The organism is Amycolatopsis sp. NPDC102389 (assembly GCF_044765885.1).
In the GTDB taxonomy this organism is placed as follows: domain Bacteria; phylum Actinomycetota; class Actinomycetes; order Mycobacteriales; family Pseudonocardiaceae; genus Amycolatopsis.
Genome location: NZ_JBIWKX010000103.1, coordinates 1 through 12414 on the forward strand (window position 1 = coordinate 1; position 12414 = coordinate 12414).

The following is a 12414-nucleotide window of genomic DNA, read 5'->3' on the forward strand; positions in this document are numbered from 1 at the left end:
GTTTTTTTCCTCCCGGCCCCCCCCCCCCCCCGTCCCCCCCCCCCCCCCCCCCCACCTCTCGGGCCCCCCGGGGGGGGGGGGGGGGGGGGTGTGCCCCCCCCCCCCCCCCCCCCACCCACGACCCGCGCACGACCAGGGCCGAAGGCTCCCATCACCGCATCAGACGCAGTGAAGGGAGCCTTCACCCCACCACCCGCCTCTTCAACGCGGCGCGTCAAGCGGTCTGATCGGCGAGATCGTTCGCCGCGACATACCCGAACGTCATCGCCGGGCCGATCGTCGACCCCGCGCCCGCGTAGCTGGGGCCCATCACCGCCGCACTGGCGTTTCCGGCGGCGTACAGCCCGGGGATGACCGAACCGTCCGCCCGCAGGACCCGCGCCCGCGCGTCGGTGCGCATCCCACCCTTGGTGCCGAGGTCGCCCGGGACGATCTTGAAGGCGTAGAACGGCGGTTCCCAGAGCGCGGCGAGGCACGAATTCGGCAGGACGTGCGGGTCGGTGTAGTAATGGTCGTAGACGCTGGCGCCCCGATGGAAATCACTGTCCACACCGGACAGTGCCTGCCCGTTGAACCGGTCGACCGTGGCACGCAACGCCTGCGGCGGGACACCGATAGCGGTGCCGAGCGACTCCACGGTCCACGCCTTCTTGACCGCGCCCGCCGAGTACCACTCCGCGGGCAGGGGCAGCAGCGGCGCGACATCGCGGAAGAGATACCGGTTGCGGTAGTGCTGGTCGACGATCAGCCAGGCAGGAATGGTGGGCGTCGTCGGGTTCCGGTCGTACATCGTGTGCACGACATCGCTGTACGGCGCCGCTTCGTTGACGAATCGTTTGCCCGCCGCGTCCACCATCAGCCCGCCGGGCAGGGTCCGCTCGGCGAGGCAGAAGTACGGTTCGCCGGGCAGCGGGATCGCCGGCCCCCACCAGGCGTCGTCCATCAGGTCCAGCGCCGCTCCGGCGCGCCTTCCGGCCAGGATCCCGTCACCGGTGTTCGACCGCGCGCCGACAGTCCATTGTGTACCGATCGGCTGGCGCTGGTATTCGGCCCGCATGGCGGCGTTGTGCTCGAACCCGCCGGAGCCGACGATGACACCGCGCCGCGCCTTCACGACACCCGCCACGACGGTCACCCCGGTGACCTTCCCGTTCTCGATCACGAGATCGGTCAACGGTGTGTTCAGCCAGACCGGGACACCGGCGCGGTGCAGCCCGGCCCGCAGTCCCGCGGCCAGCGACTGGCCCATGGTGAGCGGTTTCTGCCCGGCGAGCGCGGCGGCCGTGCCGCGGGCGAGGCAGGCGGCGGCCACCGCGGCGCCCTTCGGGTTGACCGCGGCCAGCGCGAGCCATTTGTAGTCCGCGCTGAACACGACCATCCCCGCGGGCGTGGCGAGATACGGCGGGTTCAGGTTGGCCAGTTCGGCGCCGAGGATGTTCCCGTCCAGCTGGTCGGGTTCGATCGAGCGGCCGTCCGGCATCCCGCCGGGCAATTCCGGGTAGTAGTCGCTGTAGCCCTCCATCCACCGGAACCGCAGCGGGCTGTTGGCCATCACGAAGGACAGCATCGCCGGGCCGTTGGCGAGAAACGCCTCTTGCCGCGAGGCGGGGATCGACGGGCCGACCACGGCGGCCAAGTACCGTGCGGCCTTCTCCGGGGTGTCGCGGACGCCGGCCTGTGCCAGCACCGGATTGCACGGAATCCAGATCCCCGCCCCCGACCGGGCGGCCGAACCACCGAATTTCGCCGCTTTCTCCAGCACCACGCAGCTGAGTCCCCGCTTCGCCGCCGTGAGCGCGGCGGTCATCCCCGCCGCGCCCGCTCCGACCACGACGACGTCGTACTCGCCGAGCACCGCGGAGCCCGCCGAAGCCGTCCCCGCGAACGGCAGTCCCGAAGCGAGCGCGATCCCGGTGCCGCGCAGGACCTGACGCCGGGACAGACGGAGATCGGGACCCATGAATCCTCCTCGCGTGGGGGATCGAGCGAGGTCATGTTCTCCAGCCGGGACGAAAAGTGAAACAAGTTCTACCCGCTTGGAGCAGGCGGTGACCGCCACGCTCGGCCGGTCACCTCAACCGGCGCGGACATTCAGCCCAGTGCGCGGACCAGGTCCAGCGCGCGGCCCAGGGTGGTGAGCCGGTCGGCGACCGTCTCGCCCGCCGGATACAGCCGGACCGTGTCGACGCCGGCGTCCTGCCAGACGCGCAGCCGTTGAGCCACCATCGGTTCGGTGCCGATCAGCGTCGTACCGAGCACCATCTCGTCGGTCACCAGCGCGGCCGCGCCTTCCCGGTCGCCCGCCTGCCAGCGCTCCCGCACCGCCTCGGCGGCCTCGGCCCAGCCTTGCCTGCTGTAGGCGTTGTTGTAGAAGTTGGTCTTCGCCGAACCCATCCCGCCGAGGCTGAACGCGAGTTCGGCCTTGCGGCCCGCGACCATCCCGCGCAACTCGTCCTCGTCCCTGGCGAAGGCGACCTCCGCGCCTTGGCAGACTTCGAGGTCCGCGCGCGAACGGCCCGCCTTCGCGAGACCTGCGTCGATATGCGCGAAGTAGGCCTGCGCACCCTCCGGGACGAAACTGGTGCCCAACCAGCCGTCCGCGATCTCACCGGTCAGCTCCAGCAGCTTCGGCGAAAGCGTGGCCAGATGGATCGGGATATCCGGATTCGGCGCCGACGACAGCCGCATCGGCTTGCTCTCCCCCGGCAACGGGATCTCGAACTCCTTGCCGGAGAACGAGATCTTCTCCCCCGCGAACGCCTGGCGGATGATCGCGACCGTTTCCCGCATCCGGGTCAGCGGCCGGGCGAACGCGACACCGTGGAGCCCTTCGATCACCTGCGGCCCCGAAGCGCCGAGCCCGAGGTCGAACCGGCCACCGGACAGGTCCGACAGCGTCAGCGCGGCCTGCGCGATCGCCACCGGGGTCCGGGTGCCGAGCTGGATGATGCCCGAGCCGAGCCTGATCCGCTCCGTCCGCGCCGCGAGATAGCCGAGCACGGACGGAGCGTCCGATCCCCACGCCTCGGCGACCCAGCAGTCGTCGAGGCCGAGCTTTTCCGCCTCCAGCACGAACTCCAGCGTTTCCCGCCAGCCGCGCGAAGCCTCGACCGTGGTCGCCGTCCGCATCACGCGCCGTCCGCCTCCGCCCGTTCCTTGATCGCGGCGAGAGTGCCGGTCATCGCTTTCTCGAACTCGCGCAGCCGGACGAAGACGATCTTCTCCTCTTTGTCCGGCATCCGGTCGATGGCCAGCGAAAGACCCGACCGTCCCGGCCCCATCTGCATCCATTGCCGGAGCTTCGTCCCGCCGTTCTCGGGCTCCAGGGTGAAGCGCCACCGCGCGGTGGGCGTCTCGGCGTCGTGCACGGCCCAGCCGAACACGCGCGGCTCATCGCATTCGACGACGTACGAGGTGGTCTCCCATTCGCCGAGCGCGTCGTGCTTGCTGCGGCCGACGAACCGCCTGCCGACCGCCGCCGCGCCCTCCGCACCGTCACACCACTCGGCCGCTTGGAGTTCCGGGCTCATCTCTGGCATCAGCCGGACGTCGGAGACGATCGACCAGACCCGTTCCGGGGCGGCGTCGACCCACGCCTGGACCTCAACCGTCGGCTTGTCGGCGTACTTGGCGCCCGTCCACTCCATCGTGGTCGCCCTCCCGTGCTCGTGACCTCGATAGTTGCGTAGATGGACTTACCTTGTCAAACCTCCTGCGCGACGAAGCGGCGCACTACATCGGGACGGTCCGCCAGCTTCGGCGGGTAGCCGGGCCCGAGCCGCGCCCGGGTGTTCTCCCCGGTCAGCGGCTCGGCGCAGTGCGCGCAGACGACTTCCGCATGCGTGTCCTGCCCGCAGGTCTCGTGATGCAGGGTGACGGGCGGCCCGTCCTCCCCGGAGAGCCAGCGGTCACCCCAGCGCGACATCGCGGCGAGCACGCCGTAGAAATCCGCGCCCTTCTCGGTCAGGACGTAGTCATAGCGGACAGGTTCGGCCTGGTAGGCGCGCTTTTCCAGCAGCCCCTCCCCGACCAGACGGCGCAACCGGTCGGCGAGGGTGTTCCGCGCGATGCCGAGCTCCTGCTGGAACTCGTCGAACCTGCGGATCCCGTAGAACGCCTCGCGCAGGACCAGCGGCGTCCACCAGTCGCCGAGCAGGTCCATGGTGCGCGCGATCGAACACGGCCACTGCGCGAACGAAGTCCGTTTCATACCGGCGAGCTTACGCGCGGCGAAATTGATCCGGTCATTCCTCCACCTATTCTCCGGCGCTCAGGCACTGGCTCGAAACGTTGCGATCCGGTCAAGAATATCTCGCGCATTAATATCACCCACTCGCTTCCGTACGCTTTCCGACAGTGGCCGCAAACGATCTCGTGTCCGCGCGGAACGGATCCCGTCCGCGATCTCCATCGCCGCGAGACCGACCTCCGCGGCCCGGTCCAGATCGCCTTCCAGCGCGTGGTCGACAGCGAGCCAGATCATCGTCAGCGATCGGCTGCGCACCATGTCCGGACCGTAGCCGTCGATGGCCTGGGTGAGCGCGGGAATGGCCTCCCGGCAATGCCGGACGTCGACGAGCCTGGCGAGTTCCGTGCGCACCGTGCCGATCATCGCGGCCAGGTCGACGGCCGTGAAGAAGGCGGACCACGAAGGGGCGGCGTCGCCAATCGAGTCCGCGAATTGGTCCGAGGCAAGGGAAAGCTTGTCCAGCGCTTGGCGGACGTCACCGAGCAGGGCGTAGGCCCACGCCTCGTTCGCCGACAGGATCGCCCGCGACAACGGCCGCCTCGCGCGGCGCGCCGCGAGCTGCCCGTGCCCGAATTGCTCGAGCGCTTCCGCCGGCGAGCGGTGATGCAGATACATTCTGCCGAGCCGGTAACGGATGTTGGCGAGAAGATCGTCGGCGCCCGCCTCCGCCGCGAGTTCGAGCGCACGACGGAAGTGCCGCTCGGCCCGCACGGGCCTGCCGGAGTCGAATTCCGTCCAGCCCCTGAGATTGTGCAAATCGGCAACCACGCCGGCCAGCCGCCTGGCCAGCGGCTCGGACATCATCCCGCGCCGCAGTGCGGTGCCGTATGGCTCCAATACCCGCAGCAGCTCCCGGCAGGAACCGCCGCCTTCCCGGTAGTCGCGCGCCCGAAGCTCGGCGATGACCTCTTCGAGCCGGTCGATGTCCGCCCGCCCGATCCGCATCGGAAGCCGGTCAATCACGGCGGCGCCCCCGGAAACGGGAGACCGGCTGCCCGGTCACGGCACCCGGCGGGGCCGGGGCGGACCTTGGCACCGATGGGCCGCGCGGCCCATCGACCGTGTCACGACGGCCGGAGTCCGACCTGGGAATGGTGACCGTGATTCGTACGCCCATTACCGCTCCTTTTCCTCCGCAACGACCATGCTCGCCGAGGTCCAGGACGGAGCCACGTCGATCTCCTGGAATACGTGAACGACGCACAATGATGTTAACCACGGGGAATAGCGATTCACTCCGCCGAACGGTTGGCCATTCTCATTCACCGGAATATGCACGTGCGGAATCTCTTTCTTTTGCACGACTGATCGCATTTCCCGGCCGTTCACCGCACGTGCCCGCCGGAGACCCTCCGTGAGCACGTGAGACGCAGCTCTCAGCCGAACGTGTGAATCTTGTCAACTCGGGTCACGAAAAGACTTCACATTGCGTTATCCATAGCTGAAGATCAACAGCAACCGAACGTAAGGGGCTGAAGCGTTGGACAAGGAAAGCGACCTCATCCGGGGGACGATCGTCTTCGGCCTGCGCACATTCGGTGCGGACCCGCTCCCCGTCCAGGCCGATCTCGAATACGACCCCGAAGACCCCTATGCCGTCGTGGTCGCCTACCACTCGGGCGGCGGAACGGTCCGCTGGATGTTCGGCCGCGATCTCCTCGCGGACGGCCTGCTCACCCCATCGGGTGAGGGCGACGTGATCATCAGCCCGGCCGACGACACCTCGATCGTGATCTTCGCCCTCAGCGCGCCCGACGGCTGCGCGGTCCTCGAGGCCCCGGCGCAGGAACTGGCCGAATTCCTCGACCGCACCTACGACGTCGTCCCCGCGGGCTCCGAGCCGGAGTGGTTCGACTTCGACCAGGAGATCGGCAAGCTCGTCACCGAATCCTGAGCGCACAGGACACGACGTCAGGGCCCCTGAGCAGGTAGCCCTTCACCGGCGTGGTCGCCGGCTCGAAGACGAACCGCTGATCGGCGTGGCCAGCCTCGCGTTCACGACGGCGATCCGCAAGCAGGAGCAGCTCGACCGGGCGGACGCGCAACCCGGCGTCAAGAAGAGCGCACAAGAACCGAAGAAGCCGACCGGGAAGAAAGGCAAGAACATCCCGTCGGCGATGTGAATTGGGGGTACGGGTAGCGGCGCCGTCGCGGCACCGCCACCCGTCTCGGTTCAGCCGAGTTCGCGCAGACCCGGGACGACCTGCTCGGAGAACGAGCGCAGGAACCGCTCCTGGTCGTGGCCGGGGCCGTGGAAGACGAGGTGGTTGAAGCCCGCCTCGACGTACGGCTTGATCTGCTCGACGGCCTCGGCCGGGTCGGAGGTGACGATCCAGCGGCGGGCGACCTGTTCGATCGGCAGCGCGTCCGCGGCCTTCTCCATCTCGGCCGGGTCCTCGATACCCGCCTTCTGCTCCGGCGTCAGCGAGAGCGGCGCCCAGAACCGGGTGTTCTCCAGCGCCTGCGCCGGATCCGGGTCGTAGGACAGCTTGATCTCGATCATCTTGTCGATGTCGCCGGTGCTCCGGCCGGCCTGCTCCGCGCCCTCCGCGACCGCGGGCAGCAGCTTCTCGGTGTAGAGCTCCATCCCCTTGCCGCTGGTGCAGATGAAACCGTCACCCTGTTTGCCGACGTACTTCGCCATCACCGGGCCGCCCGCCGCGATGTAGATCGGTACCCCGCCCTCGGGACGGTCGTACACGGTGGCGTCGGTGGTCTGGTAGTACTCGCCCTCGAACGTGACGCGCTCTTCGGACCACAGTTTGCGCATCAGCTCGATCGCCTCGCGCAGCCGCGCGAACCGCTCCTTGAACGCGGGCCACTCGATCCGGGCGACCGCGACCTCGTTGAGAGCCTCGCCGCTGCCGACGCCGAGCAGCACGCGGCCCGGGTACAGGCTGCCGAGGGTGCCGAACGCCTGCGCCACCACGGCCGGGTTGTAGCGGAAGGTCGCCGTCAGCACGCTGGTGCCGAGGACCACCCGTTCGGTGCGCTCGCCGACCGCCGCCATCCACGCGAAGGAGAACGGCGCGTGCCCGCCCTGGTGCCGCCAGGGCTGGAAATGGTCGCTGACCATCACGCTGTCGAGCCCGACCTGCTCGGCGAGCACGGAGTACTCGACGAGGTCGCGCGGGCCGAACTGCTCGGCCGACGCCTTGTAACCGATCTTCAGTGCCATCCGGGGTCACCACCTGGACTCATGGGTTGTTCCGCTCTTCACCTTGGCACAGAGTCGATCAGGCGCGCCCATGCCTCGACCGGGTCGAGGGTGTCGGGAACACCACTGTGCCGACGGGAATGCGCCGGGAGGCGTGGAAAGACCCCGTACCCGCCCTGATTGCGACCTGCCGCGGCGTCGGCGGCCGCGGTGAGGACGCCGTGCCTGAGCCGGAGGACGTCGCGGCGCGCGATCGCGTCGGTGATCGTCCCCTCCCCGAGCCGGGTCGCGGCGTTGGTCCGGTTGATCCGCTGGATCAGTGATTCCAGTTCGCCCAGCGCGGTTTCGGCTTCGACGAGCAGGGCGGACGCGTCTTCCGACGGCGGCCGCATCCCGTTTTCAGCCCGCCAGCGAGTGTTTCCGGTAGGACGAGTCCGGCTCGGTGTATTCGATGCCGTTCTCGTCGAGTGCGTTGAACACGGTGAACCGGCCACGAGGGAAGACGAAGCCGAGCGCGACCATGCCGTTCGCCATGTCCCGCGTCGCGCAGTCGAGCAGCTCGACGTCTAGGAGCACCTGACCCTCCAATGCGGACAGTTCCGGGTAGACGTCCTGTCGCCACCGGAGCGGGCTGGGCTCGGCCGGATCACCCCAGTCCCATGAGGACTTCCCGTACGGGTCGATCGTGTTCCAGGTCAAGGAAAGCTCGTCGAACTTCCAGTGCGTGATCTCCAGCCGTTCGGCACCGAAGTCCACCACCACGGGCGCGTCCGAGAGCCACTCGGCGTACTCGGTGAACCAGGTCAGGTGGACGTGCTGAAGCCGTTCACCGATCAACGCACGCAAACGATTCCCGTGCGCCCTCCGGATCGAATCGAGTCCGGAGAGCCACACGGGTTCGTAACCCCCGATGTCGAAGAACGCCACCGGGCGAGTATGCCGGGTCAGTCGTAGGACAGCGCTTCCACCAGCTCGCCGCTGTCCGGGTTGGGCAGGGCCTTCGCCACGTCTGCCTGCGCCACGATGCCGACGAGCTTGTCCCCGTCGATCACCGGCAGGCGCCGGACCTTGTGATTCGCCATGGTGCGCATGATCTCCTCGGCGTCGTCGTCCGCGCCGATCGTCACCGCCTCGCCCTGGGCCAGTTCCGAGGCGTGCAGCGCCCGCGGGTCCTTGCCCTCGGCCAGGACCTTCACCACGATGTCGCGGTCGGTCAGCATGCCTTTGAGCTTGCCGTCCTCGCCGCAGATCGGTACCGCGCCCACGGACTCGGCCGCCATCTTCTTGGCCGCGTCGAGCACGGTGTCGGACGCGGACACGCAGGTCGCGTCCGCGGTCATGATGTCTCGTGCCGTGGTCATCCCATCGCTCCTTCCGTCAGGATCCATCCACCGGATACCCGGCATCCGCGGGCCGACACCTCAAGCCGCCGACGGCTCCAGCAGGATCTTGACCGCGCCGTCCTGCTTCTTCTGGAAGATCTCGTAGGCGTGGGGCGCGTCCTTCAGCGGCATCTTGTGCGTCGCGAAGCCCTCGACGCCGAGCGGATCGGCGGAGTCGGTGATCAGCGGCATGATGTCGTCGATCCAGCGCCGGACGTTGGCCTGCCCCATCCGCAGGGTGATCTGCTTGTCGAACAGGTCCATCATCGGCAGCGGGTCGACCATGCCGCCGTAGACACCGCTCAGCGAGATCGTGCCGCCGCGCCGGACGCAGTCGATGGCCGCGTACAGCACGCTGAGCCGGTCGATCGCGGCCTTCTCGGTGATCTTCGCGCCGATCGGGTCCGGCAGCAGGCCGACGAGGTTCTGCGCCATACGCCCGATCGGGGCACCGTGCGCTTCCATCCCGACGGCGTCGATCACCGAATCCGCTCCCCGGCCGCCGGTGATCTCGCGGATGAGGTCGCCGAGATTCTTGTGTTCACGCGTGTCAAAGGTGACGACGCCGGCCGCGGCGGCCTTCGCGAGCCGTTCCGGCACCAGGTCGATGCCGATCACCTTCCCTGCGCCCCGGTGTTTCGCGATCCGGCAGCAGAATTGCCCGATCGGGCCCAGCCCGAAGATCACGACCGTGCCGCCTTCGGGGATGTCCGCGTAGTCGACGGCCTGCCAAGCCGTGGGCACGACGTCGGAGAGGTACACGAACCGCTCGTCCGGCGGGCCGTCCGGCACCTTGATCGGGCCGTACTGGGCCTGCGGGACGCGCAGGTATTCGGCCTGGCCGCCCGGGACCTGGCCGTAGAGCTTGGTGTAGCCGAGCAGCGCCGCGCCCTTGCCGCGGTCGGTGACCTGCGTGGTCTCGCACTGCGACTGCAGGCCGCGGTCGCACATGAAGCAGTGGCCGCAGGAGATGTTGAAGGGCACCACGACGCGATCGCCGGGTTTCAGGTTCGTCACCCCGGAACCGACCTCTTCGACGATGCCCATGGGCTCGTGTCCCAGGATGTCGCCCTCGTCGATGAAGGCGCCGAGGACCTCGTAAAGATGCAGGTCGGACCCGCAGATCCCGGTCGAGGTGATCCGCACGACGGCGTCGGTCGGTTCGACCAGCTTCGGATCCGGGACGGTGTCGACCCGGACATCGCGTTTCCCGTGCCAGGTGACGGCCTTCATGGTGCTCCCTTCGGCGAGTGGGTCTGCTCCCCGCCGGATGCCCGTCCGCGCATCCGGCAAACCTCGCCGTTCCGTGCCACCGTGGATCCATGCGAACCCGGATGCTCGCCGTCGCCGTCGACTGCCGTGAGGCCGAAGCACTGGCCGCGTTCTGGAAGGAAGCACTCGGCTATCCCGAGACCGAGCGGTGGACCGACGGTCACGGCGTGACCTATGTCGAGTTGAAGAGCCCCGACGTGCCGAGCCTGCTCTTCCAGCCGGTGCCCGAGGGGAAGTCGGGCAAGAACCGGCTGCACCTCGACCTCGCGCCCACCGAACTCGAACAGCGCGAGGAGGTCGCCCGGCTCGTGTCACTCGGCGCCAGGATCGTCGACGACCCCGAGTCGGACGACTGGGTCGTCATGGCCGACCCGGAGGAGAACGAATTCTGCGTGCTGCCGCGGCGTTGACCCACGTGGGTCTTCACGTACCTCAGGCGGCCTCGTCGCGCCGGACCGGCGTACCGGAATGCAGCCCCAGCATCTCCAGCAGCATCCGGCAGTCCGTCGCGTCGCGGGCGTTCGCGACGACCGCTTCGGTCGCCTTGCGCAACACCACCGCCCGCACGGCCGTCGCCCCACCGTCGACCAGTTCGTCCACCGGACGCGTTTCCTCGAACGGGTTCCCCATGACCCACCTCCGTCGTCCCTTTCGTTGATACCCGATTCCGGCCGGGAAAGCCCCCGCGTTCTTGCGGTTCCGGCGGCGCCTCCGCCGGTTTCTCCCTAGACTGGCGCCATTCGGACGAGCGGACGGAGCGGGAACTGACCACCGAGTTGCGCGGGGAGATCGTGACCCTGACCCCGGTCACCGAGGCCCACGTCCAGGACCTGCGGCGCATCCGCGGCACGGCAGAGGTCGGGGCGCGCTGGGGTTCGGTCGACGACTCCCCCACCTGGCCGTTCGACGATCCCACGACGGCCTGTTTCACCGTCCTGGAAAAGGGTGTCGTCCGCGGCTTCGTCCAGTACGGCGAGGAGGAGGACCCGATGTACCGGCACGCGTCGGTCGACCTCTTCCTCGACCCGGTGGCGCACGGCCGGGGGCTGGGCACGGACACCGTCCGCACGATGGCGCGGTATCTGCTGCACGATCGCGGGCACCATCGGCTGGTGATCGATCCCGCCGTGGACAACGACGCCGCCATCCGCTGCTACAAGGCCGTCGGCTTCCGCGAGGTCGGCGTGATGCGCGGCTACGAGCGCGACACCGACGGCGAGGGCTGGCACGACGGGCTGCTGATGGACTTGCTCGCCGAAGACCTCACGTAGCGCGTCAGCGCGACTCCCAGCAGCACCACGGCCATCCCGGCGAGCACCCGCGGGCCGAGTTCCTCGCCGAGCACGATCGCGCCCAGCGCGACCGAGACGACCGGGAGCAGATAGCCGACGGTCGCCGCGGAGGTCGCGCCTTCGTCGGCGATGAGCCGGTAGTTGAGGTAGAAGGTGACGCCGGTGCCGAAGATCCCGAGTACGACGACGGCCAGCACCGCGGTCAGGTTCAGTGGCCCGGCCGGTGCGGCGTCGAAGGGCAGCGCGAGCGCGCTCAGTCCGGTGGCGGTCAGCAACTGCGCGGCGGAGATCGCGATCGGACCGCCTTCGCCGACGAGTTTCCGTCCCATGTAAGCGAAAGCGATCGCGTAACTGATCCCGGCGCCGAGCAGGGCCAGCGTCCCCCAGCCCAGCAGGCCGCTCTTCTCCCAGGGCGCGAAGATCAGCAGGATGCCGGCGAAACCGAGGATCAGCCCGCCCACGCGGATCACCGTGAGCCGCCGTTCGGTTCCGATCCCGATGCCGATCAGCAACGACCACAGCGGGGTCGTCGCGTTCATGACGCCCGCGACACCGGAATCGACGGTCAGTTCACCGATGCCGAACAACGCGAACGGCAAGGCGTTGCAGAAGAAGGCGGCGACGAGGAGCCTGCCCCAGATCCGGCGGCCGCGCGGGAGGCGCTGCCCGGCCCAGCGGCTCAGCACGAGAAGGACGGCCGCGCCGAGGGCACAGCGGATGACGGTCACCTGAACGGGCGGCAGCCCGGTCAGCGCGAGTTTGATCCAGAGGAACCCCGATCCCCACAACAGGGCGAGAACGCCCATCCGGACCAGGGTTCCCGGCGCGCCGATGTTCACTTGATTCCTTTCGCCGGGCCGCTCGATACCTCTCCCAAGCTGCCTCGGGCGACCCGTCAGGACAAGTGAAAAGATCTACACCGACGTTAAGTGCTCCTACATGCTCCGGGAGGTCCCGGCCGTGGGGGGGGGCCCAGGGGGCCCCGCCCCGGTGACAGGCGATAGGCCAAACCCCCGGGTTGGGCAAGCGGGACAGGGGCGGGCGCACCGTAGAGGGGGCGCG

The 12414-nt window shown here is 68.8% G+C and carries 16 protein-coding genes; 4 read left to right on the top strand and 12 right to left on the bottom strand.

Translation table 11 applies throughout. The features are described from left to right. Nucleotides 1–214: 214 nt before the first annotated feature. The 5 genes from kstD to ACIRGA_RS39685 all read right to left on the bottom strand — a co-directional run bounded on the left by kstD (nt 215) and on the right by ACIRGA_RS39685 (nt 5194). Nucleotides 215–1960: a 3-oxosteroid 1-dehydrogenase gene (kstD, locus tag ACIRGA_RS39665; RefSeq protein ID WP_400952228.1), complete on the bottom strand. Its 1746-nt coding sequence runs from the start codon at nt 1958–1960 to the stop codon at nt 215–217. Between the two features lie 131 nt (nt 1961–2091). Beyond that, nucleotides 2092–3129, bottom strand: coding sequence for an LLM class flavin-dependent oxidoreductase (locus ACIRGA_RS39670; protein WP_400952232.1), 1038 nt, complete (start codon nt 3127–3129; stop codon nt 2092–2094). Beyond that, entirely contained in the window at nt 3129–3647 is a 519-nt protein-coding gene (locus ACIRGA_RS39675; RefSeq protein WP_400952235.1) for an SRPBCC family protein, read from the bottom strand. Before ACIRGA_RS39675 ends, ACIRGA_RS39670 begins: the two co-directional genes overlap by 1 nt. Before the next feature lie 56 nt (nt 3648–3703). Further along, nucleotides 3704–4210 carry a winged helix-turn-helix transcriptional regulator gene (locus ACIRGA_RS39680; protein WP_400952238.1) on the bottom strand — a complete coding sequence of 169 codons (507 nt, stop codon included), beginning with the start codon at nt 4208–4210 and terminating at the stop codon, nt 3704–3706. Nucleotides 4211–4270: 60 nt separating this feature from the next. Beyond that, nucleotides 4271–5194: a hypothetical protein gene (locus ACIRGA_RS39685; RefSeq protein WP_400952268.1), complete on the bottom strand. Its 924-nt coding sequence runs from the start codon at nt 5192–5194 to the stop codon at nt 4271–4273. A gap of 535 nt (nt 5195–5729) precedes the next feature. On the opposite strand from ACIRGA_RS39685, the gene ACIRGA_RS39690 reads away from it, so the two are divergent. Both ACIRGA_RS39690 and ACIRGA_RS39695 read left to right on the top strand, forming a co-directional pair. Further along, nucleotides 5730–6143: an SsgA family sporulation/cell division regulator gene (locus tag ACIRGA_RS39690; protein WP_038515280.1), complete on the top strand. Its 414-nt coding sequence runs from the start codon at nt 5730–5732 to the stop codon at nt 6141–6143. 85 nt (nt 6144–6228) lie between these two features. Next, nucleotides 6229–6372, top strand: a complete 144-nt coding sequence (locus tag ACIRGA_RS39695; RefSeq protein ID WP_400952240.1) for a hypothetical protein — start codon at nt 6229–6231, stop codon at nt 6370–6372. A 50-nt stretch (nt 6373–6422) separates the two neighbouring features. Here the strand turns inward: ACIRGA_RS39695 and fgd are convergent, their stop codons facing one another. From fgd to ACIRGA_RS39720, 5 genes are read right to left on the bottom strand one after another with little or no spacing between them, the layout of a single operon-like run. Further along, the gene (gene fgd, locus ACIRGA_RS39700) at nt 6423–7427 is read right to left on the bottom strand and encodes a glucose-6-phosphate dehydrogenase (coenzyme-F420) (protein WP_400952243.1); all 1005 of its coding nucleotides are present in this window, start codon (nt 7425–7427) and stop codon (nt 6423–6425) included. A 38-nt stretch (nt 7428–7465) separates the two neighbouring features. Then, nucleotides 7466–7798, bottom strand: a complete 333-nt coding sequence (locus ACIRGA_RS39705; RefSeq protein WP_400952246.1) for a hypothetical protein — start codon at nt 7796–7798, stop codon at nt 7466–7468. 7 nt (nt 7799–7805) lie between these two features. Next, nucleotides 7806–8333, bottom strand: coding sequence for a hypothetical protein (locus tag ACIRGA_RS39710; protein WP_400952249.1), 528 nt, complete (start codon nt 8331–8333; stop codon nt 7806–7808). A gap of 17 nt (nt 8334–8350) precedes the next feature. Further along, nucleotides 8351–8767, bottom strand: coding sequence for a CBS domain-containing protein (locus ACIRGA_RS39715; RefSeq protein WP_400952252.1), 417 nt, complete (start codon nt 8765–8767; stop codon nt 8351–8353). Nucleotides 8768–8827: 60 nt separating this feature from the next. Then, nucleotides 8828–10021, bottom strand: coding sequence for a zinc-dependent alcohol dehydrogenase (locus ACIRGA_RS39720; protein ID WP_400952255.1), 1194 nt, complete (start codon nt 10019–10021; stop codon nt 8828–8830). An 89-nt stretch (nt 10022–10110) separates the two neighbouring features. Between ACIRGA_RS39720 and ACIRGA_RS39725 the strand changes: the two genes are divergently transcribed. Next, on the top strand, nt 10111–10470 hold the full coding sequence (locus ACIRGA_RS39725) for a VOC family protein (protein WP_400952258.1): 360 nt from the start codon (nt 10111–10113) through the stop codon (nt 10468–10470). Between the two features lie 22 nt (nt 10471–10492). On the opposite strand, the gene ACIRGA_RS39730 is transcribed toward ACIRGA_RS39725, so the two are convergent. After that, entirely contained in the window at nt 10493–10690 is a 198-nt protein-coding gene (locus tag ACIRGA_RS39730) for a hypothetical protein (RefSeq protein ID WP_400952261.1), read from the bottom strand. Nucleotides 10691–10824: 134 nt separating this feature from the next. Here ACIRGA_RS39730 and ACIRGA_RS39735 point away from each other — a divergent pair, with 134 nt between their 5' ends. Further along, a complete protein-coding gene (locus ACIRGA_RS39735) occupies nt 10825–11331 on the top strand; it encodes a GNAT family N-acetyltransferase (protein ID WP_400952271.1) in 507 nt (168 codons plus the stop codon). Here ACIRGA_RS39735 and ACIRGA_RS39740 read toward each other — a convergent pair. Then, complete coding sequence (locus ACIRGA_RS39740; RefSeq protein ID WP_400952263.1) at nt 11256–12191, bottom strand: DMT family transporter; 936 nt, start codon at nt 12189–12191, stop codon at nt 11256–11258. The genes ACIRGA_RS39735 and ACIRGA_RS39740 overlap by 76 nt on opposite strands. Nucleotides 12192–12414 lie beyond the last annotated feature (223 nt).

Excerpts from the sequence above, each read along its gene's own strand:
- fgd (WP_400952243.1), bottom strand. The coding sequence starts at position 7,427 with ATGGCACTGAAGATCGGTTACAAGGCGTCGGCCGAGCAGTTCGGCCCG.
- ACIRGA_RS39675 (WP_400952235.1), bottom strand. The coding sequence starts at position 3,647 with ATGGAGTGGACGGGCGCCAAGTACGCCGACAAGCCGACGGTTGAGGTC.
- ACIRGA_RS39685 (WP_400952268.1), bottom strand. The coding sequence starts at position 5,194 with ATGCGGATCGGGCGGGCGGACATCGACCGGCTCGAAGAGGTCATCGCC.
- kstD (WP_400952228.1), bottom strand. The coding sequence starts at position 1,960 with ATGGGTCCCGATCTCCGTCTGTCCCGGCGTCAGGTCCTGCGCGGCACC.
- ACIRGA_RS39715 (WP_400952252.1), bottom strand. The coding sequence starts at position 8,767 with ATGACCACGGCACGAGACATCATGACCGCGGACGCGACCTGCGTGTCC.
- ACIRGA_RS39670 (WP_400952232.1), bottom strand. The coding sequence starts at position 3,129 with ATGCGGACGGCGACCACGGTCGAGGCTTCGCGCGGCTGGCGGGAAACG.
- ACIRGA_RS39680 (WP_400952238.1), bottom strand. The coding sequence starts at position 4,210 with ATGAAACGGACTTCGTTCGCGCAGTGGCCGTGTTCGATCGCGCGCACC.
- ACIRGA_RS39725 (WP_400952258.1), top strand. The coding sequence starts at position 10,111 with ATGCGAACCCGGATGCTCGCCGTCGCCGTCGACTGCCGTGAGGCCGAA.
- ACIRGA_RS39705 (WP_400952246.1), bottom strand. The coding sequence starts at position 7,798 with ATGCGGCCGCCGTCGGAAGACGCGTCCGCCCTGCTCGTCGAAGCCGAA.
- ACIRGA_RS39720 (WP_400952255.1), bottom strand. The coding sequence starts at position 10,021 with ATGAAGGCCGTCACCTGGCACGGGAAACGCGATGTCCGGGTCGACACC.
- ACIRGA_RS39730 (WP_400952261.1), bottom strand. The coding sequence starts at position 10,690 with ATGGGGAACCCGTTCGAGGAAACGCGTCCGGTGGACGAACTGGTCGAC.